Consider the following 20,217-nt stretch of genomic DNA (forward strand, 5'->3'; position numbering starts at 1 on the left):
AATCGGACGGAGGGAGCGCAGCGGCCGGTTCGACGTCCGCGCTGCCGAGCAATCCGGCGACCGGCCGAAACCACGCACGGGTCAGGGGATCACGGGGGCTGCGGCGCCGACGAACGCCACCATCTCGTAGCCACCCGGATTCGTCTGGATCGGGATCTGCTTCCAGTTGTTGGTCACCCACACGTTGCCCGCCTGATCGATCGCGACGGCGGTACTACGGGTCAATCCGTCGAACCCGTAGCCGGTTCCGTCCGGCGAAATGGGCGCGCCGGTGGTCGTGCCCGGCCGGCACGCCACGACCCGCACACCGCAGAACTGTGACAGCGCCTGCCCGCCGAAGTTCGCGACCCACACGTTGTCGATGCCGTCGACGGCGATGCCCCACGGGATACGCAGGCCACCACCGGACAGCGGCGTCGGGGTCAGCAGTTCGCCGCGCGCCCCGATCCGGGTCAACGTCCCGTCCAGATCCACAGGCCCTTCCGGGGTCGGGCACGGGATACCGATCGTGCGGGAGTTCGAGACCCAGGCGGTCCCGGCACTGTCGGTCGCGACCCCGAGCGGTTTGTCCAGTCCACCCCCGGCGACCGGCGGCACGATCGGGGTGCCGTCAGGCCCGAGCACGGCGACCGTATCGCTCCCGTTCCCGGTGACGAAGACCGTGCCGCCGGTGCCCTCGGCGAGACCGAACGGTTTGACGATCCCGAGGTCGGTGAGCTGCCGCGCCGACCCGGGATCCCCTCCGGGGTAGACGGTCACACTGTCGTTGCCGCAGTTGGCGAACCACACGTCGCCGCTGCCGTGGACGATGGTGCCCTGCGGCCAGCTGATCCCGCCCTGCGTGAAACCTTCGTCGGGCGAGAGCGCGACGCCGTCGGACGAGAACAGCGACACGCTGTTGTGCGGCGGCTGATCCTGTTCGGGACAGTCCGGAACCGGCGCTGCGAAGCCGAAGTTCGCGACCCACACGTTCCCGTCGTCGTCGATGTCGATGCCGAACCCGGCACCACTGAGCCCACCGCCGGTGTACGGCGCCCCGGGGAAGTTCTGCCCCGTCGGGGTCAGCCTGATCAGGTTGTTCGCCCCGCACACCGGGGTCTGCGCGCTGGGCGCGTACTGGTAGTTGTTGGTCACCCAGATGTTGCCGTCGTCGTCGACGGCGATGTTGCCGGGACCGTCGATGGAATGTCCGTCCCCGACGAACCGCAACGCGAGCGTCCATGCGCTCGGTGGCAGCACTCGATCCGGTTGGTACGGAGCAGGTCCCGCCTTCGACAGCGCGAACAGCGCCGGTACGTTCTGCCACGGGTGTCGGGCGGTGTTCACCATCGCCTGCCAGGTGTCGGCGGCCGTTCCCTGCCCGGGCTCACCAGCCAGATTCAGCAGTTGATCGCACACCACGGGGACCGCAACGCAATTGGCGATCATGTCGGCGAGAGAGCCGAAGGTGCCCAGGGTTTCGGTGTCCGGGCCGTTGGGCGAGGTCGCGAGCACGGCACCGACCTCCCCGCTGACGGGATCGACGAGATTGCGCGCCATACCCGCGGCGTTCGGCAGGCCCGGTGCACTACCGTCGATGCGCCCGCCGTTCGTGAACTGGGCGAGCGCGAACCCGGTGGCCACCGTCGTCCTCTCGTTGATCACGACGTCGCCGGGGAGCCCGCCCGCCCCGAGCACGCTCGCCAGCGTCACGCGGCGATCCCCCGGGTTCGTGGCGACCGCGTACACCACCGGCGTGCCCGCGGGCGCGGTGTAGTCGATCGTGAAGGCGCCGTCCGGACCGGACCGCGCGGTGCCGAGGGGTGCGGGAACGCCCGAGGCAAACAGGGCGACGTCGTAGCCGGCGAGCGGCGCGCCTGCCGTGAGCACCCGCCCGCGCAGCGTGCCGCCGTCGGCGGAGGCGGGGGACGCCGCCACCACGGACCAGAGGGCGGCCACGACCACCGTGACGACGATCGCGCACTGACGCCTGAAACCACTCGAACCACTCATGGGAAAGTTCCTGTCGGGGTGTCTGAGTGGTGCAATCGTGACACAGCCGACATCGCTTGCGTGCAGAATTCGGCGCCCCCTGCTCGCGATCGGCGGCACCGAGATTCTGTTCGCCCGACCCCACGAACCCCTCACCAGGGGTGCCGGGGCATACTGGGGACCTTGTGCCCTGAGCGAGGAGGAGTACCGGTGAGCGACGACCTGTCCGCCTACCGCCACGAGTTCGCCCGCATCGAGAAGAAGGTCGCCGGTGAATTCCGTGCCGGTCGCCGCCAGTGGGTGCTCTCCGGATGCGTGACGGTGCTGGTCGTCGCACTGTTGCTGCCCACGACCGAGAGTGCAGCGTCGTGGACCGTGCTCGCCGGTTGGTTCGGTGCGGACGCGCCCGTGACGGTTCCGATGCGTCTGTTCGTGACCCTGGCGACCGTGTTCGGGGTCGGGATCTCGACCGCTGCGCTGTGCCTGCGCCGGTGGCGCCTGGCCGTGCCGGCGATGCTCGGCTCGGGCCTGTCCTCGTTGTTCGGTCTGTTCGGATACTGGTCGCAGAACGGGATGGAAACGTCTGCGCCGCATTCGCCGTCGTTCGGGATGGTGCTCGCCTGGCTCGCGATGGTCGCGCTCACCTCACAGTGGCTGCCCGTCGTGCTGAGCAAGTCGCCCACCGATACCGGGCCGCGCCCGGCGGTCCTGTTCGCGCAGCGATAAATTCGGGTCAGGCTCGCCGCAGCAGGTAGGTGTCCATCACCCAGCCACGTGCGGCCTTCGACCGCGACCGCGCGGCCTCGATGTGCCCGAGGACTTCGGACAGACGTCCGGCGACGAGTTCCTCGTCGGACGTACCGAGGTTCGCGCCCCACCAGATGTCCCATTCCCCGGGCAGTTCCGTGCACGATAGATCGCTGTCGAGCATCACGACGAGGTTGTCGCCGCCCGCCGCGACCTCACGTGAAAGGCGGCGGCCGGTCGTGATCGTGACCGGACCGCCGATCCTGTTGAGCACCAGTCGATGCCGCGCGGCGAGCATCTGCACGCTGCTGACGCCGGGGATCACGTCGTATTCGAGGTCGACGACACCGCGGTCGCGGATCCGTTCGATCACGCGAATCGTGCTGTCGTACAGGCTCGGATCGCCCCACACGAGAAATCCGGCGGTCTCGCCGTCGCGGACCTGTTCGCGGAGGACCGTCTCGTAGACCTGCGCGCGGGCGGCATGCCAATCCCGCACCTCGTCGCCGTACCGTTCCGGTGCCCGATCACGGGGCGGGTCCGGGACGACGACGATCCGGTGGTCGCCGGTGATGTGACGTCGGCAGATCTCCTCGCGCACCGACACCAGATCGTCCACGCCGCGCTGCTTGTCCGCGACGAGGAACACGTCCACCTCGTTGAGCGCGTGCACGGCCGCGACCGTCAGATCGTCCGGTCCGCCGGGTCCGATCCCGATGAGGCGCACTCTCATCCGCGGTCCTCGAGGTCACCCTCGACGTCGAGGTAGGCCTGTTGCAGCGCCTGCATCGTCGACGGGTCCGGTTCGGCCCACAGCCCGCGATCGGCGGCCTCGCTGAGGCGTTCCACGATTCCCCGCAGCGCCCACGGGTTCGCCTCGCGCAGGAACTGCTGATTCTCCGGGTCGAGGGCGTAGGTCTGCGCCAGGGTCTCGTACATCCAGTCGGCGACGACGCCGGCGGTCGCGTCGTATCCGTAGAGGTAGTCGACGGTCGCTGCCAGTTCGAACGCGCCCTTGTAGCCGTGCCGGCGCATCGCCGCGAGCCATCGCGGATTGACCACGCGCGCCCGGAACACCCGCGCGGTCTCCTCCGACAGCGACCGGGTGCGCACGGCGTCCGGCGTCGTCGAATCACCGATGTACGCCTTGGGGTCGCTGCCGGTCAGCGCACGCACGGTCGCGACCATGCCGCCGTGGTACTGGAAGTAGTCGTCCGAGTCGGCGATGTCGTGTTCGCGGGTGTCGGTGTTCTTCGCCGCGACCGCGATGCGCCGGTAGTTGGCGCGCATGTCCCCGGCGGCGGGCTCGCCGTGCACGTTGCGGCCGTACGCGAATCCACCCCACGCGGTGTACACCTCGGCGAGGTCCTCGTCGGTACGCCAGTTGCCGGAGTCGACGAGCTGCAGGATGCCCGCGCCGTAGGACCCGGGTTTCGACCCGAAGATCCGCCGCACCGCCCGCTCCGGATCACCGTGCTCCGCCTCGTCCCGTTTGGCGTGGGCGCGAACATAGTTCAGGTCATCGGGCTCGTCGAGTGCCGCGACCATGCGGATCGCGTCGTCGAGCATCCCGATCACGTGTGGGAACGCGTCGCGGAAGAACCCGGAGATGCGGACGGTGACGTCGATGCGGGGACGGCCGAGTTCCTCGAGCGAAATCACGGTCAACTCGCGAACGCGGCGGGATTCGGCGTCCCATTCCGGCCGGACACCGATCAGCGCCAGGACTTCGGCGATGTCGTCGCCGGAGGTGCGCATCGCGGAGGTCCCCCACACCGACAGTCCCACCGACCGCGGGTAGCTCCCGGTATCCGCGAGATAGCGTTCGACCAGGGCGTTCGCGAGTGCGACGCCGGTGTCGTAGGCGAGGCGGCTCGGCACGGCCTTCGGGTCGACGGTGTAGAAATTGCGTCCCGTCGGCAGCACGTTCACCAAACCGCGCAGCGGTGAGCCGGACGGCCCGGCGGGGACATAGCCGCCGTCGAGAGCGTGGAGTACGGCGTCGAGTTCGCCGGTCGTCTGCGCGAGCCGCGGCACGACCTGCTCGGCGGCGAAGGCGAGCACCCGAGCGACCTCGGCACCGGTGTGCCCGAGCACGGATTCGACGGTGGACGAGGCGGTTTCGGGTACCCACCCGCCATCGTCCATCGCCTGGACGAGCGTCCGGGCCTGCGATTCGACGGCGTCGACCTCGGTCAGCGGCGCATCGGGCTTCAGACCCAGCGCAGCGCGCAGACCCGGCACGGCGTGCGATTTGCCACCCCACACCTGGGCGGCCCGCAGGATGGACAGCACCAGATTCACCCGCGCCTCGCCCACGGGGGCACCACCGAGCACGTGCAGTCCGTCGCGGATCTGCGCGTCCTTGACCTCGCACAGCCATCCGTCGACGTGCAGCAGGAAGTCGTCGAACTCGGCGTCGTGCGGCCGGCCGTCCAGGCCGAGATCGTGGTCGAGTTTCGCGGCCTGGATCAGCGTCCAGATCTGGGCGCGGATCGCCGGGAGTTTCGCCGGATCCATCGCCGCGATGTTCGAGTACTCGTCGAGCAGTTGCTCCAGACGTGCGATGTCGCCGTAGGATTCGGCGCGTGCCATGGGCGGGATCAGGTGGTCGACGATCGTCGCGTGCGCGCGTCTCTTGGCTTGCGCGCCCTCACCGGGGTCGTTGACGAGGAACGGGTAGATCAGCGGCAGGTTCCCGATCGCGGCATCGGTCGCGCACGCCGCCGACAGCCCCGCGTTCTTTCCGGGCAGCCACTCCATCGAACCGTGCTTGCCGAGGTGCACGACCGCGTCGGCCTCGAATCCGCGCTCCACCCAACGGTATGCGGCCAGGTAGTGATGGGAGGGCGCCATGTCCGGATCGTGGTAGATCGCGACCGGGTTCTCCCCGAATCCGCGGGGCGGCTGGATCATCAGCACCACGTTGCCGGCCTGCAGGGTCGCGAGGACGATGGCCTTGTCGTCGCCTTCGCCGTCGACGAACAACGACCCGGGTGCCTCACCCCACGCCTCGGTCATCGCGTCGGTCAGCTCCGCGGGCAGGTCCTTCGTCCACTCGCGATACCGCTCGGCGGTGACGCGCACCGGGTTACCGGACAGCTGGTCGGCCGTGAGCCATTCCTCGTCCTGACCACCGGCGTCGATGAGCGCGTGGATCAGGGCATTTCCGGCTTCCGCATCGTCCTCGAGATCCATGCCGGGGAAGCCCTCGCCCAGGTCGTAGCCCTGCTCGCGCATCGCCCGGAGCAGACGGATCGCCGAGACCGGCGTGTCCAGACCGACCGCGTTTCCCACGCGGGAATGTTTCGTCGGGTAGGCCGAGAGCATGATCGCGATGCGGCGCTGCGCCGCCGGCACGTGCCGCAATCGCGCGTGCGCGACCGCGATTCCCGCGACCCTGGCGCAACGCTCGGGATCGGTGACGTACCGCGGCAGGCCGTCGGCGTCGAACTCCTTGAACGAGAACGGAACCGTGATGATCCTGCCGTCGAATTCGGGAACCGCGATCTGGGTGGCCGAATCCAGCGGGGAGACACCGTCGTCCGAGTCTGCCCAGCTGTCGCGACTCCAGGTCAGGCACAGCGCCTGCAGGATCGGGATGTCGAGAGCGGCCAGTGCCGCGACGTCCCACGCCTCGTCCTCCCCGCCCGCGCCGACGGTCGCCGGCCGGGTGCCGCCGGCGGCGAGCACCGTCACCACCAGGGCGTCGAGGGTGCCGAGTTCGGCGAGCAGATCGTCGGGTGCACCGCGCAGCGAGGCGCAGTGGATCACCACGGCCTGCGCTCGGCCGGTCGCGTCGATCGCGTCCGCGAGATCGTGCGCGAACCGGACGTTTCCGCTGGTGTGGTGGGCGCGATAGAAGAGCACCCCCACCCTCGGTAACCCGCCGGTCGCAGGCGAAGGACGTTCCGCGACACCCCATTCGGGCAGCGCCGCAGGGGGTTCGAATCCATCGCCGCCGAGAAGCACGGTGTCCGACAGGAATGCATGCAGCTGAGCCAGATTCGCAGGTCCGCCGTAGGCCAGATACCGATGTGCTTCGGCCGCGGTCCCGATCGGCACGGTCGAGTAGCTCATCAGTTCGCCGTCGGGGGTTTGCTCCCCACCGAGGACGACGACCGGGACCCCTTGTGCGAGAACCCGGTCGAGCCCGTCCTGCCAGGAGCGCGCAGATCCGAGGATCCGCACGACCACCAGGTCGGAGCCCTCCAGCAGCGCTGGAATATCCGTCGGCTCCAGCCGGGACGGGTTACCGACGACCCAGTCGGCGCCGCCGGCCCGCGCCGACAGCAGGTCGGTGTCGGACGTCGACAGCAACGTCAGGTGCGCCACTGCGCGCCCCGGAACAGCACGAATACAGCCATGTTCAGTCTCCAAACCCTCGTGGACCTCGCGTGCCGTGGCCGGTCTCCTGGCTGACGGATCGACGCTGCTCGGCCGACCTTCCCGGAGGTGACTCCAGTGGTCTCCGCACCGGCGGACCGGCACGGACGAGGGCGAACAACTACCCGCTCACAGTGGCGAGGGCCGCGCCGGTTTCCCACCGGCTTCCCGAGCACCACGGCACGCCGAGCCTAGCGCACGATTTCGGCAGGTGTGCAACCATGTGCGCCCATGACGGACCATTCGGCCGACCATCTCCCTCCGGATCGATGCCCGGGCCTGCTGCGGCCGCACCTCGCCGCGGACGGTGCACTGGTGCGTGTGCGCGCCCCGGGCGGACGTCTTCCGTACGGGGGCCTGCGGCTTCTCGCGGCGGCCTCGCGCGCATTCGCGGACGGCGACGTGCACCTCACCTCGCGGGGAAACCTGCAGGTCAGAGGTGTCGTCGTCGACGAGTGCGGCGGCGTGCCCACCGGCTTGATCGAATCGATCGCGACGGCCGGGTTCCTCCCGTCCGCGAGCCACGAACGGGTCCGCAACATCGTCGCGTCCCCGCTGTCGGGACTCACCGGAGGGTTCGCGGATGTGCGCCCGATCATCGGTGCACTCGACGCTGCGCTGTGCCGCGAACCGGCGCTCGCCGACCTGCCGGGCCGGTTCCTGTTCGGTGTCGACGACGGCCGCGGCGACGTCGCCGGTCTCCGGTGCGATCTGTCCGCGACGGCGCTCGATTCGGATCGGATGCGGATCGGGATCGGCGCCCTGAGCGGACCGGTCGTCCCGACTGCGGACACGGTCCGGACACTGATCGACACCGCGCTGAGATTCGTCGCGATCCGCGAAACCCGCTGGAACGTGCGGCAACTACCCGGCAAGGGCCGCGAACTGGGCGGTACCGCACCGCTCCCCCGTCCGGAGCGGCACCGAATGCCGTACGGGGTTCTCGACGGCGCGGTGTCCGTCCGGGTGCCCCTGGGAATCCTGACGCCGTCGATGGTCGCGGCACTCCCGGACAGCGGTGTGATCGTCACGCCCTGGCGCGGACTCGTCCTTCCCGCCGATACCGACGTGGAGGCGCTCACGGTTGTGGGATTCGACGCTGCCGCGGATTCGCCGTGGTCTCGGGTGACCGCGTGTACCGGCGCACCCGGGTGTAGTCTCGCCCGCAGCGATACGCGAGAAGTGGCCCGACGAACCGTCGCGGAGCCGGCCCCTTCCCGGCATGTCCACATCGTCGGATGCGAACGTGCTTGCGGCGCACCACATTTTCCCCATACCCTCGTCGTCGCCAGGAGTTCCATGTGATCGAGACACCCCCACCCCGCCGGTACGAGTACGAAACCGACGGCGCCGAGATCTACGTTCGCTCGTTCGCAACGATCCGCGCCGAGTCCGACCTCTCGGGGATCCCGGCCGATGCGGAGAAGGTCGCGGTCCGGATGATCCACGCGAGCGGCCAGACCGACCTGACCCGCGATCTGGTCATCCATCCCGGACTGGTCGGGGCGGCACGGAACGCACTGAACTCCGGTGCCCCGATCCTCACCGACGCGAACATGGTCGCCTCCGGCGTGACCCGCAAGCGACTTCCGGCGGACAACCCCGTGCTGTGCCTGCTCGGCGATCCCCGGGTGCCGGGCCTCGCCGAACGGTGGGGTACCACCCGGTCCGCGGCGGCGGTGTCTTTGTGGGCCGAGCATCTCGAGAACGCGGTCGTCGCGATCGGCAACGCGCCCACCGCCCTGTTCCACCTGCTCGAGATGCTCGACGCGGGCGCCCCGCGGCCGGCCGCCATCGTCGGTGTGCCGGTCGGATTCATCGGTGCCGCGGAATCGAAGGAAGCCCTGATCGAACACGAACTGCAGATCCCGTTCCTCGCGGTCCGGGGACGACGTGGCGGGTCGGCGATGGCGTCGTCCGCACTCAATGCACTGGCGCAGGAGCAGGAATGAGCACCGGACGACTCTACGGCGTGGGTCTCGGCCCCGGCGATCCCGAACTGATCACCCGCAAGGCGGCGAGACTCATCGGCGAGGCCGACGTCATCGCGTACCACTCCGGCACGCACGGCCGATCCATCGCACGATCCATTGCCGCCGAACTCATCCCGGACGGCGCACTCGAGGAACCGCTGGTGTATCCGGTGACGACCGGCACCACCGACCACCCCGGCGGGTACGACGGCGCGATCGCCGACTTCTACGACGACTGCGCCGGACGGCTCGCGGCACACCTCGATGCCGGCCGGATCGTCGTCGTGCTCTGCGAGGGCGATCCGCTGTTCTACGGCTCCTACATGTACCTGCACGATCGACTCTCGGAACAGTATGCTGCCGAAGTCGTTCCGGGCGTGACGTCGTTCTCCGCCGCGGCCGCCGCAGCCGCGGAACCGCTCGTACGGCGCACCGACGTGCTCACGATCCTGCCCGGCACCCTGCCGGAACCGGAACTGGCGCGGCGCCTCGCCGACACGGACGGCGCCGTGATCATGAAGCTGGGCCGGACCTTTCCCGCCGTACGCAACGCCCTCGCCCAGGCCGGCCGACTCGACGACGCCGTCTACGTCGAACGCGCATCGATGGGCGGTCAGCGCATCGCACCGGCCGCTGAGGTGGATCCCGATGCGGTGCCGTACTTCTCGGTGATCCTGGCGCCCGGCGACCGGGCGCCGCGCAATCGTGACACCGCCGACCGCTCCCGCCCCGAGGTCGAACAGAATCCGGAACTGCCTGCGGCGCAGGAGCTGCTGGTGATCGGGCTGGGTCCCGCCGACGAACGGTGGCTGACCCCGGAGGCTTCCGCGGCGCTCGCCGACGTGGATCATGTGGTCGGGTACGGGCCTTATGTGGATCGGGTGCCGGTTCGTCCGGGGCTGCAACGTCATTCGAGCGGAAATACCGTCGAGGTGGACCGCGCGCGATTTGCTCTCGAGCTGGCACTGAGGGGCGAAAAGGTCGCGGTCGTGTCCGGCGGCGACGCGGGCGTGTTCGGCATGGCGTCGGCGGTGTTCGAGGCCGCGCAGGACGACCGCTACGCAGAGGTTCCGGTCCGGGTGATCCCGGGTGTGTCCGCGATCCAGGCTGTCGCCGCGCGCGTCGGCGCCCCCATCGGCGGCGACTTCGCGGTGATGAGCCTGTCCGACCGGCTCAAGCCGTGGCCGGTCATCGAGAAACGCCTCGTCGCGGTCGCGCAGGCGGACCTGGTCCTCGGCATCTACAACCCGGCGTCGCGGTCGCGCACGACGCAGGTCGCCGACGCCAAGACGGTGCTGCTGCGGCACCGTCCGGCCGACACCGTGGTCGTCGTCGGCCGGGACGTGGGCCGGCCCGGCGAGTCTCTCGAGGTCACCACGCTCGAAAAGTTGGATCCGGCGACGATCGACATGAAATGCCTCGTGATCGTCGGCGCCGCAGGTACTTCGGTAACGTCCTCGGGTGCCGTGTGGACGGCCCGATCCGTGCGGTGAGCGCCTGGAGAGGTCAGAGTGTCGGGTCGTCGATGATCGATTGAACGAGCACGCCGTAGGTCTCGATGAGGCGGTTGCTCTCGATCACGTCGGGGGTGACGAGTTCGAAGGTCCGCAGCCCGCTGGCCAGCCCGAGCAGCATCGTGACGATCAGCCGGGCACGAACCTGGGTCGGGCCGTCCTCACCGATGGCGGCCGCGATCCGCGGGACGAACCGCGCCGCCATCTTCTCCCGCGCTGCTTCCCGGTCGGGTGCCTCCTGCAGCAGGAACGGCGCCATCGCCCAGAATTCGAAGTCGCCGGAATCGCGGCGTTCGACGAGCGCCCGGGTCATCCGATGGCCGAGCGGTTCGGCGGGATGGTCGAGTTCGCCGACGTTGGGAGCGTCCGGGACGGCGGCCTCGAAGAGCTGAGCCTTGCTGCCGGTCAGTTTCATCACCAGCGCCGGTGAGACACCGGCGCGTTCGGCGATGTCGCGGATCGTCGTCGAGGTGAATCCGCGTTCGGTGAACAACTGCCGCGCGACATCGAGGATGACATCACGCGTCGTCCGGTCGGTCACGACCCTGCCCGGACGGATTCCGGGGTGGACACCTGTTCTGCGCGGGCACGGGTGGGCTTCGGAAGGAACACACCGGCCAGGGTAGCCAAGAGGGTCGCGGTGGCGGCGACGCCGAACATCGCGACGAACGCGCCGTGCCCGGGCAGGGTTTGTCCCGCGACGTCGACGGTGATTGCGGTCAGCAGCGCGGCGACGACCGCGCTCATGCCGGACGAGCCGATGGTGCGCAGCAGCCCGTTGACGCCGTTGGCGGCGGCGGTTTCGCTCAACGGCACCGAACTCATGATGAGCGCCGGCATGGTCGCGAAGGCCACGGCGTTGCCGATACTCCCCAGGACACTGCCCACGATGATGAGCGCGACGGTGTCGTCGAAGGTCATGCGGAAGGCGTAGGCGCAGGTCATCAGGACGGTCGCCGCCACGAGGGTCGCGCGGGCACCGAAGCGACCGGTGATCCGGGCCGAGAGCGGCGAGAAGATCATCATGGCCATGCCGCCGGGCACCATACACAGGCCCGCGGTCGCGGCGCTGAGCCCGAATCCGAATCCGGTGGCCTCGGGCAGCTGCAGCTGCTGGGTGGTTCCCAGGGTGTTGGCGTACGCGGCGAACGAGACGAACAGGCCCGCGATGTTCGTGAGGAGCACCGGGCGATACATCGAGACCCGCAGGTCGACCATCGGCGCCTTCACGCGCAGCTCGTACGGAACCCACACGGCGAGGACGACGACGGCGGCCGCGAGGCTCAGCAGGATGCGCGGGCTGGTCCAGCCCCAGGCCGGTCCCTTCGAGATGCCGAGCAGCAGCGCAATCAGGGCGAGCGAGAGCAGGACCGCGCCGACGACGTCGAACCGGCCGCGGGTACCGGTGACGCCGGCCGGAACGAGGATCAGGATGCCGGTCAGCAGCAGCGCACCTGCGGCCGCGGACACCCAGAACACCGAGGCCCAGCCCAGGTGGTCGAACAGCAGGCCCGCGGCCGGCAGCCCGAGGGCGCCGCCGATGCCCATCGTGGCGCTGACCAGGGCGACGGCGGCTGCCACCTTCTCGCGGGGGAGCACGTCGCGCAGGACGGCCATCGCGACCGGGATCAGCGCGGAGGAGAAGCCCTGGAAGCCGCGGCCGACGAGAACCGCGACGTAGGTGCCGCCGAGCGCGGCGATCAGGGAACCGAGCACCATCATCGACAGGGACAGGATCATCATCCGGCGTTTGCCGTACATGTCGGCCATGCGCGAGACGATGGGCGTCGTAACCGCGCCGGTGAGCAGCGTGATCGTGACGAGCCAGGTGGCGTCGCCGTCGCTGACGTTCAGGATGCCCGGCAGGTTCGGCAGCAGCGGGACCACGAGGGTGGTCTGCAGCGCGACGACGAGCCCTGCCAGGCTCAGCAGCGCGGTGACGGCGGTACCGGACCGTACCGGCGCGGGGGTGCCCGCCGAGGGGCTCGGATGATCTGGGGTCACGGTGTTCTCCATCGCTCGCAAGGGGTGAACGATGTTCACCGCGCCCCAGTGAACGTCGTTCACCCCTTGCCCGTCAAGAACGCTCCCGGTTCGAGGCGGGCCATGCAGGCAATTCCCACTCTCCAATAAGGAGAATGTGATTGACATCTCTTTCGAGCTGATGCTAAACAAGTGCTCAGCACACAGCGATCTCGACCGTCCAGCGTCCTTGTTCGTGCGAAGTCCGAGGTGACGAGTGAGCGTGACCCCCGCAGTTCCGTCCTGTTATGTCGGTACCCGCGTTCCACGCGTCGAGGACCCTCGGTTGCTCACAGGAGCCGGGTTGTTCGTCGACGACGTGACCCGCCCGGGCATGTTCCACGCGTGCTTCGTCCGCAGCCCGATTCCCCGCGGCAGAATCCTCTCGATCGACACCAGCGAGGCCGAGGCACTCGACGGCGTGCACGCGGTGTTCGTCGCGTCCGATCTCAACCCGCGCGTCCACGAGCAGAAGTACGCGCTGGACGGGCCGTTCATGCCGAGCCTGAACTGGCCGCCGCTCGCCGAGGACGAGGTCCGGTTCGTCGGCGACCCGGTCGCGCTGGTCATCGCCCGCGACCGCTACATCGCCGAGGACGCCGCCGAACTCGTCGCCGTCGACTACGACGCGCTGACCCCCGTCGTCGACTACGCCACCGCCGACACGAACGAGGAACTCGTCCACGCACAGTTCCCCGGCAACAACGCCGGCGGCATGGCGATCCCGCCGTCCGAGGACCTGCTGCGCATCTTCGACGAGGCCCCGCACGTCGTGAGCCGGACCATCCATCAGCAGGCCTACATCGCGGTGCCGATGGAGACGCGCGGCCTGGTCGCCGAGTGGACGAAATCGACCGGAGAGATGACGATCTGGGCGTCGACCCAGTCGCCGCACGAGGTCCGCGCGTTCTGCGCGAAGCTGCTCGGCATCGACGAACACCGGGTCCGCGTGCTCATGCGCGACACCGGCGGCGGATTCGGACAGAAGGTCGTGCCACAGCGCGAGGACATCTGCATCATGCTCGCGGCGACGATGTTGCCGTTCGCGGTCAAGTGGATCGAGGACCGGCAGGAACACATGATGTCCGCGGGCATGGCACGGCAGGAACACGGCGAGGCCCGCATGGCGTTCGACACCGACGGCAGGATCCTCGCCGCGACGCTCGACCACGTGCAGAACGTCGGCGCCTACCCGATCCCGTCCCCGATCACCGCCGCATCCGCCGTCGGCATGCTCTTCCCCGGCCCCTACCGCATCCCCGCCGCGACGTTCAGCCTGAAACTGCACTACACCAACACCGTCGGCCGCGTCGCCTACCGGGGTCCGTGGCAGTACGAGTCGATGGCACGAGAAGTGCTGCTGGACAGCGCAGCCCGGCGCATCGGCCTCGACCCCGTCGAACTCCGGCGCCGGAACATGTACAGCAGCGACGAATTCCCGGTCGCGGCACCGACCGGCATGCCGTTCAGCGACGTCACCCCGCGCGAGACCTTCGAGCAGGCACTGGCCATGCTCGACTACGACGCGTTCCGCCGCGAACAGGAGCAGGCCCGCGCCGAGGGCCGCTACATCGGCGTCGGCACCTGCACCTACCTCGAACCCACCGCCGGCGCCACCCCGTTCCACAGCACCGAGGGCGCGACCATCCGCATCGAACCGTCGGGCAAGGTCAACGTCTACGTCGCGGGCGGGTCGTCGGGCAACAGCCTCGAAACCACCGTCGTCCAGCTCACCGCCGACGCGCTCGGCGTCGCCCTCTCCGACGTCAACACCATCCAGGGCGACACCGCGGTCACGCCGTTCGGCGCCGGCACGGGCGGCAGCCGTTCGGGGGCGATGACCGCCGGCGCGGTCGGTGAGACCGCGTCGGTGCTGCGCGAACGTATCCTCGCGATCGCCGCGCATCGTCTGGAGGCCGCCCCGGAGGACATCGAACTCGCCGACAGCCGCGCCACCGTCCGCGGCGTCCCGGGGGCCGCGATCTCGCTGCAGGAGATCGCGGACATCGCGTACTTCCAGACCGAGACCCTGCCGCCCGGTGTGCCACCCGGGCTGGAGGCGAGCGGTCGCTACCGCGCCGAGAACATGATGATCTGGGCCAACGCGACGCACCTGTGCACGGTCGAAGTGGACATCGCGACCGGCGCGGTGAAGTTCCTGCGCTACATCGTCAGCGAGGACTGCGGCCCGATGATCAACCCCAACGTCGTGGAGGGCCAGATCTGGGGCGGCACGGTGCAGGGCATCGGCGGCGCCCTCTACGAGCACCTGGCCTACGACGAGACCGGCAACCCCGTGACCACCACGTTCATGGACTACCTGCTGCCGACCACCACGGAGGTCCCCGACATCGAACTCGGACACATCGAGACACCGAGCCCCGGCCCCGGCGGTCACAAGGGCGTCGGCGAGGGCGGCGCGATCGGATCGTCGCCCGCGGTCGTCAACGCGGTCGCAGATGCCCTCTCCCCCTTCGGTGTCGAGATCACCCGGCTGCCGCTGACACCGTCGACCATCGTGTCGATGATCGAGCAGGCCCGGACGGTGACGGCATGAAACCGGCAGCATTCGACTACCACGCGCCCGCTACCGCCGAGGAAGCCGTCGCACTGATCAGCGAACTCGGCGACGAAGCGAAGTTCATCGCCGGCGGACAGTCCCTGATGCCGATGCTCAACCTGCGGCTGGCCGTGTTCGAGCACCTCGTCGACCTGCGCCGCGTACAGACCTTGCGCGGCATCGAAGTTCGCGGCGATTCGGTGTGGATCGGCGCCGGCACCACGCACAGCACGGTCGGCCGGTCCGAGCAGATCCGGACTGCGGTGCCTCTGCTGTCGCGCGCGACCCCGCTGATCGGGCACTTCCAGATCCGCAACCGGGGCACGATCGGCGGGTCGATCGCCCACGCGGACGGCGCCGGCGAATATCCGGCCGTCGCGCTGACGCTCGACGCCGAGATCGAGACACTGTCGCCCGGCGGCACCCGCACGATCCCCGCGTCGCAGTTCTTCACCGGCATGTGGAGCACCGACCTCGCCGAGGACGAACTGATCACCGGTATCACCTTCCCGGTCGCGCCGGCCCGCAGCGGCTACGCGATCGAGGAGTTCACCCGTCGCAGCGGCGATTTCGCGGTCGCGGGTGCGCTGGTCGCGCTGACCCTCGCCGAGGACTCGACGATCGAACGGTGTGCGATCACCACGTTCGGGCTGGGTCCCACCGCGACCCGCGCGACCGTCGTCGAACAGGCTCTCACCGGCGGGGCTGTGGCCGAGCAGGATCCGGAGACGGTGGCCCGGGACGTTCTCGACGGTGTCGAGGTGATCTCCGAGGACCTGCACGGTCCGGCCGAGTACCGCAAACGTGTCGGCACAGCAATGGTGACGCGCGCATGGCAGCGCGCCGTGGAGGAGGCAACACATGGCTGACGTCGACATCGAGGTCCGGATCAACGGCACGAGCTATCGCCGCACCGTGCCTCCGCGACTGACCCTCGCCGACTTCCTGCGCGTCGACTGTGGTTTGACCGGAACGCATCTCGGGTGCGAGCATGGAGTGTGCGGCGCATGCACCGTGATGCTCGACGGGGAAGCGGTCCGCGCGTGCCTGGTGTTCGCGGTGCAGGCCGACGGCTCCGAGATCACGACCATCGAGGGGATCGCCGAACCCGACGGCACCCTGTCCCCGGTCCAGGCCGCGTTCCGCGACCACCACGGTCTCCAGTGCGGCTTCTGCACACCGGGATTCGTCGTCACCGCGAGCGCATTCCTGCGGGACAACCCGTCCCCGACGGACGACGAGATCCGGGAAGCGCTGTCCGGGAACATCTGCCGCTGCACCGGCTATCAGGGAATCATCGCGGCCGTGAAGGCGGCCGCGGGCACCGTCGCTGCCGACGACTGAACGAGGGGCCGAGGGCAGGGCCGGGATTTCTCTCCCGTTCTTCCGAGCGAACGGTACATTCAGTCGATCTGAGCGAGTGAGTGTACCGCTCGCTCGGGCGGAGGGGCAGGTCAGCGCACCCGGTCGCGCGCCGGATCGTAGAGATGTGAGCACGCGACGTCCGCCTGCTCGCGGATGCCGAGTGCCCGGCCGACGAGGATGACTGCGGTGTGCTTGAGTTCCGCCGCCTCGACGAGATCGGCGATGTCGGCGAGCGTGCCGCGCAGCACCACCTGATTCGGCCGGGACGCGAACGCCACGACCGCGGCCGGGCAGTCCGCCCCGTATTCTGCGCTCAACTCCTCCGCGAGCATGCGGATCCGCGTGATCGCCAGGTGCAGAACGAGACTCGCGTGAATCCCCGCGACCTTCGCGAGCGCCTCGGTGTCGGGCATCTTGGTGGAGCGGGCCTGCGTGCGGGTGAGCACGACGGTCTGCGCGAGTTCGGGCACGGTCAGTTCGGTTCCGAGGGTTGCGGCGGCCGCGGCGTACGCGGGTACCCCCGGTGTGACGTCCCAGGGCACACCCGCGGCGTCGAGTCGCCGGGTCTGTTCGGTGAGCGCCGAATACAGCGACGGGTCACCGGAACACAGCCGCACGGCGTCGAGTCCGCGTCGGTGCGCATCGACGAGATGCGCGGTGATCTCGTCGAGATCGAGGTTCCGGGTGTCGATCAGCTCGGCGCCGGCCGCGCAGTGCGACAGCACCTCCTCGTCCAGGTAGGTGCCCGCGTACAGCACCGTCGGCGCCTCGCGCAGCAGGGCAACCGCCCGCAGCGTCAGCAGGTCGGCGGCACCCGGGCCGGATCCCACGAAATGTACTGTCATTTTTCACCTTTCACGACACTCCACTGCACCACCGGACGCAGCGCCTGCCAGCCGGTGAACGTTCCGATCGCGGCGGCGTGTTCGACCGACAGCCGCGTGAGTTCTCCCCCGCGGCGCTTCCACCACTCGACCAGCACCGCCTCGGTCTCCAGCGTCACCGCGTGCGCGACGAGGCGGCCACCGGGGCGCAGCGCATCCCAGCAGGTGTCGAGCACTCCCGGCCGGCTGCCTCCGCCGCCGACGAAGATCGCGTCGGGCGTCTCGAGTCCGGTCAGCGCCGCGGGGGCGGCACCACGCACGACCTGCACCGCGGTCGGGACGCCGAGCCGGGCGGCGTTGCGTTCGATTGCGTCGGCGCGGGCGTCGTTGTGCTCGAGCGCGACGGTGCGGCAGCGCGGATCGGTGCGGGCCCACTCGATGCCCACCGACCCGGCACCGGCCCCGACGTCCCACAGCAGCTGACCCGGCTTCGGGGCCAGCGCGCACACCGCCGCGACGCGGATCGGACGTTTGCTGAGTTGCCCGTCGTGCTCGAAACAGTCGTCGGGCAGACCCGGCGTAGTCGAAAGCCCTTCAGCTCCGCAACATTCGATGCACAGCAGGTTCAGGTCGGCGGCCGGCATGTCGACGAACTCGGAGGCCCGCCCGTCGCGGCGCGTTTCGTCGGTGGGGTGTCCGAGGTTTGCGAGCACGGTGACGCGGGCGTCTGCGAAACCGGCGTCGACGAGCAGTCGCGCCACCTCCGCCGGACCGGAGGCGTCGGAGGTCAATACGACGAGGCGGCGGTCGCGTGTCAGATAGCGGCGCAATGTACCGACGTGGCGGCCCACCAGGGTGACGGTGTCGCAATCCTCTGCGGCCCAACCCATCCGGGCCCTGGCCAACGCAACGGAGGATACCGTCGGGATCACCCGCACGGCACCGGATCCGAGTCGGCGGATCAGCGTGGTGCCGATGCCCGACACCATCGGGTCACCGGACGCGACCACGACGACGTCGCTCCCGGCGTGCCGCGCCAGCAGGTCGTCGAGACCGGCGAGCAGCGGCGACGGCCACGGCTCCCGGAGAGCGGGCGTGTCCGGCAGCAGTGCGAGGTGCCGGCGTCCGCCGATGAGCACGTCGGCCTGCAGCACCTGCGCCTGCCCTTCGGAGGTGATGCTGCCCCAGCCGTCCGCACCGACGCCGACGACGGTGATCGAGGAACCCATGGCGGTGAACCATAACCGAGACTCTCCGGCTACACTCGGCGGCGGTAGTGACAATCGAGGTGCCCCTTCACAGGGGATAATCGGGAAGCCGGTGTGAATCCGGCACAGGCCCGCTGCGGTGACCCGGGAGTCGTCGATCACGCGCGAAAGCGCAGCCACTGGACCGTCGGTCCGGGAAGGCGATCGCACGGCGCTCGACCGGGAAGTCCGAATACCGGCCTCGATTCGGCTGCCGGACAGAACGTCCCAGCGGGAGCCTGTGGAGGATCTTGTGCACGTGTATCCGTTCAGCGCCGTCGTCGGCTCCGACGACCTGGCGCTGGCCTTGACCCTGTGTGCCGTCTCGCCGGCGATCGGCGGGGTGCTGGTGCGCGGCGAGAAGGGCACCGCGAAATCGACGATGGTGCGGGCGCAGGCGGCACTGTTGCCGCAGGTCACCGTGGTCACTGGCTGCCGTTTCGGGTGCGATCCGGACGCCCCGGATCCGGCCTGCGTCGACGGCCCGCACCCCGCCGGTGCCGCCGCGCACACCCGCCCGGCCCGGCTCGTGGAACTGCCGGTCGGCGCCACCGAGGACCGGGTCACCGGGTCGCTGCACCTGGGCAAGGCGCTGGCCGAGGGGACCGCGGAATACGAGCCCGGACTGCTCGCGCTCGCGCACCGCGGCGTGCTCTACGTCGACGAGGTGAATCTGCTGCACGACCATCTCGTCGATCTGCTGCTCGATGCCGCCGCGATGGGCCGTTCGACGGTCGAGCGTGACGGCGTCTCGGTCACGCACGCGGCCCGATTCGTCCTGGTGGGGACGATGAACCCGGAGGAGGGTGAACTCCGGCCGCAGCTGCTGGACCGGTTCGGGCTCACCGTCGAGGTCGCGGCGCCGCGTGATCCCGTGCACCGTGCGGAGATCGTCCGGCGTCGCCTGGCGTTCGATGCCGACCCGGACGGATTCGTCGCAAAGTGGTCCGACGCCGAGGCCGCGTTGTCGCGTCGCATCGCCGATGCCCGGCTCCGGCTCCCGCGCGTGCTCCTGCCCGATGCCGCGCTCGTCGCGATCGCCGAGGTGTGCGCGGCGTTCGACGTCGACGGGATGCGCGCCGACCTGGTGACCGCGAAGGCCGCGGTCGCGCACGCCGCGTGGTGCGGGCGTGACGAGGTGACCCGCGAGGACATCGCGGTCGCGGCGAAACTCGCGCTGCCGCACCGGCGTCGCCGCAACCCGTTCGACTCCCCCGGGATGGACGACCGGCTGCTCGACGACCTCCTCGCCGACGAGGACGGCGGACCCGACGATCCCGACGACGATCCGAGCGGTGGTTGCGAGGGTTCGGACGCCGCCGCACCGGATTCCCCCGGTCGGCCTGCGGAGACGACGGTGACGGCTCCCGCCGAGCCCTATCGTGCCCGCCTGCTGGCCGCGGACCGGACCGATCGCGGAGCGGCGGGGCGCAGATCGCGGGCGCGCACCACGATCGGCCGCACGGTCGGGGAGCACAACGGCGACTCCGGCCCGATCCACCTGCCCGCGACCATCCGCGCCACCGCCGCCCGCCCGTGTGGGGTTTTTGGGGGGGGTGCGCGCCCCAAGGGCACCGGGTGGGGGGGGGGCGGGAGGGGTTAGTAGTG

14 protein-coding genes, 1 pseudogene and 2 riboswitches are annotated in these 20,217 nt (G+C 69.7%); of the genes and pseudogenes, 8 read left to right on the plus strand and 7 right to left on the minus strand.

Annotated elements, in window-relative coordinates:
- Positions 1 to 81: 81 nt before the first annotated feature.
- Positions 82 to 1,992: a hypothetical protein gene (locus ACWDUD_RS29735; protein WP_450111653.1), complete on the minus strand. Its 1,911-nt coding sequence runs from the start codon at positions 1,990 to 1,992 to the stop codon at positions 82 to 84.
- A gap of 189 nt (positions 1,993 to 2,181) precedes the next feature.
- Here ACWDUD_RS29735 and ACWDUD_RS29740 point away from each other — a divergent pair, with 189 nt between their 5' ends.
- Positions 2,182 to 2,697, plus strand: coding sequence for an Rv2732c family membrane protein (locus ACWDUD_RS29740; protein ID WP_197254916.1), 516 nt, complete (start codon positions 2,182 to 2,184; stop codon positions 2,695 to 2,697).
- A gap of 7 nt (positions 2,698 to 2,704) precedes the next feature.
- On the opposite strand, the gene cobF is transcribed toward ACWDUD_RS29740, so the two are convergent.
- Complete coding sequence (gene cobF, locus ACWDUD_RS29745) at positions 2,705 to 3,451, minus strand: precorrin-6A synthase (deacetylating) (RefSeq protein ID WP_450111654.1); 747 nt, start codon at positions 3,449 to 3,451, stop codon at positions 2,705 to 2,707.
- Positions 3,448 to 7,053: a cobaltochelatase subunit CobN gene (gene cobN, locus ACWDUD_RS29750; RefSeq protein ID WP_450111655.1), complete on the minus strand. Its 3,606-nt coding sequence runs from the start codon at positions 7,051 to 7,053 to the stop codon at positions 3,448 to 3,450. Before cobN ends, cobF begins: the two co-directional genes overlap by 4 nt.
- Positions 7,054 to 7,105: 52 nt before the next feature.
- Positions 7,106 to 7,299, minus strand: a riboswitch (cobalamin riboswitch).
- 36 nt (positions 7,300 to 7,335) lie between these two features.
- Here cobN and ACWDUD_RS29755 point away from each other — a divergent pair.
- The 3 genes from ACWDUD_RS29755 to ACWDUD_RS29765 are packed head-to-tail and all read left to right on the plus strand — an operon-like array spanning position 7,336 to position 10,570.
- On the plus strand, positions 7,336 to 8,409 hold the full coding sequence (locus tag ACWDUD_RS29755) for a cobalamin biosynthesis protein CobG (RefSeq protein ID WP_450111656.1): 1,074 nt from the start codon (positions 7,336 to 7,338) through the stop codon (positions 8,407 to 8,409).
- Positions 8,406 to 9,056 carry a precorrin-8X methylmutase gene (locus ACWDUD_RS29760; RefSeq protein ID WP_450111657.1) on the plus strand — a complete coding sequence of 217 codons (651 nt, stop codon included), beginning with the start codon at positions 8,406 to 8,408 and terminating at the stop codon, positions 9,054 to 9,056. Before ACWDUD_RS29755 ends, ACWDUD_RS29760 begins: the two co-directional genes overlap by 4 nt.
- Entirely contained in the window at positions 9,053 to 10,570 is a 1,518-nt protein-coding gene (locus tag ACWDUD_RS29765) for a precorrin-2 C(20)-methyltransferase (RefSeq protein ID WP_450111658.1), read from the plus strand. The genes ACWDUD_RS29760 and ACWDUD_RS29765 overlap by 4 nt, the downstream gene beginning before the upstream one ends.
- Before the next feature lie 13 nt (positions 10,571 to 10,583).
- Here the strand turns inward: ACWDUD_RS29765 and ACWDUD_RS29770 are convergent, their stop codons facing one another.
- Both ACWDUD_RS29770 and ACWDUD_RS29775 read right to left on the minus strand, forming a co-directional pair.
- On the minus strand, positions 10,584 to 11,132 hold the full coding sequence (locus tag ACWDUD_RS29770) for a TetR/AcrR family transcriptional regulator (RefSeq protein ID WP_450111659.1): 549 nt from the start codon (positions 11,130 to 11,132) through the stop codon (positions 10,584 to 10,586).
- Positions 11,129 to 12,595 (minus strand): MFS transporter, encoded by a 1,467-nt coding sequence (locus ACWDUD_RS29775; protein WP_450111660.1) that lies wholly within the window; start codon positions 12,593 to 12,595, stop codon positions 11,129 to 11,131. Before ACWDUD_RS29775 ends, ACWDUD_RS29770 begins: the two co-directional genes overlap by 4 nt.
- Before the next feature lie 241 nt (positions 12,596 to 12,836).
- Between ACWDUD_RS29775 and ACWDUD_RS29780 the strand changes: the two genes are divergently transcribed.
- Genes ACWDUD_RS29780 through ACWDUD_RS29790 form a run of 3 tightly spaced genes read left to right on the plus strand, consistent with a single transcriptional unit; the run spans position 12,837 to position 16,517 of the window.
- Positions 12,837 to 15,170, plus strand: a complete 2,334-nt coding sequence (locus ACWDUD_RS29780) for a xanthine dehydrogenase family protein molybdopterin-binding subunit (RefSeq protein WP_450111664.1) — start codon at positions 12,837 to 12,839, stop codon at positions 15,168 to 15,170.
- Entirely contained in the window at positions 15,167 to 16,042 is an 876-nt protein-coding gene (locus ACWDUD_RS29785; RefSeq protein ID WP_450111661.1) for an FAD binding domain-containing protein, read from the plus strand. Before ACWDUD_RS29780 ends, ACWDUD_RS29785 begins: the two co-directional genes overlap by 4 nt.
- A complete protein-coding gene (locus ACWDUD_RS29790) occupies positions 16,035 to 16,517 on the plus strand; it encodes a (2Fe-2S)-binding protein (RefSeq protein WP_450111662.1) in 483 nt (160 codons plus the stop codon). The genes ACWDUD_RS29785 and ACWDUD_RS29790 overlap by 8 nt, the downstream gene beginning before the upstream one ends.
- Before the next feature lie 110 nt (positions 16,518 to 16,627).
- On the opposite strand, the gene ACWDUD_RS29795 is transcribed toward ACWDUD_RS29790, so the two are convergent.
- On the minus strand, positions 16,628 to 17,383 hold the full coding sequence (locus ACWDUD_RS29795; RefSeq protein WP_248672964.1) for a cobalt-precorrin-4/precorrin-4 C(11)-methyltransferase: 756 nt from the start codon (positions 17,381 to 17,383) through the stop codon (positions 16,628 to 16,630).
- On the minus strand, positions 17,380 to 18,591 hold the full coding sequence (gene cbiE / locus ACWDUD_RS29800) for a precorrin-6y C5,15-methyltransferase (decarboxylating) subunit CbiE (protein WP_450111663.1): 1,212 nt from the start codon (positions 18,589 to 18,591) through the stop codon (positions 17,380 to 17,382). The genes ACWDUD_RS29795 and cbiE overlap by 4 nt, the downstream gene beginning before the upstream one ends.
- Before the next feature lie 40 nt (positions 18,592 to 18,631).
- A riboswitch (cobalamin riboswitch) is annotated at positions 18,632 to 18,828 on the plus strand.
- A gap of 22 nt (positions 18,829 to 18,850) precedes the next feature.
- Here cbiE and ACWDUD_RS29805 point away from each other — a divergent pair.
- Positions 18,851 to 20,143: pseudogene (locus ACWDUD_RS29805) on the plus strand (ATP-binding protein); the annotation flags it as partial.
- Between the last annotated feature and the right edge of the window lie 74 nt (positions 20,144 to 20,217).

It is taken from the genome of Rhodococcus sp. NPDC003382, assembly GCF_053589135.1.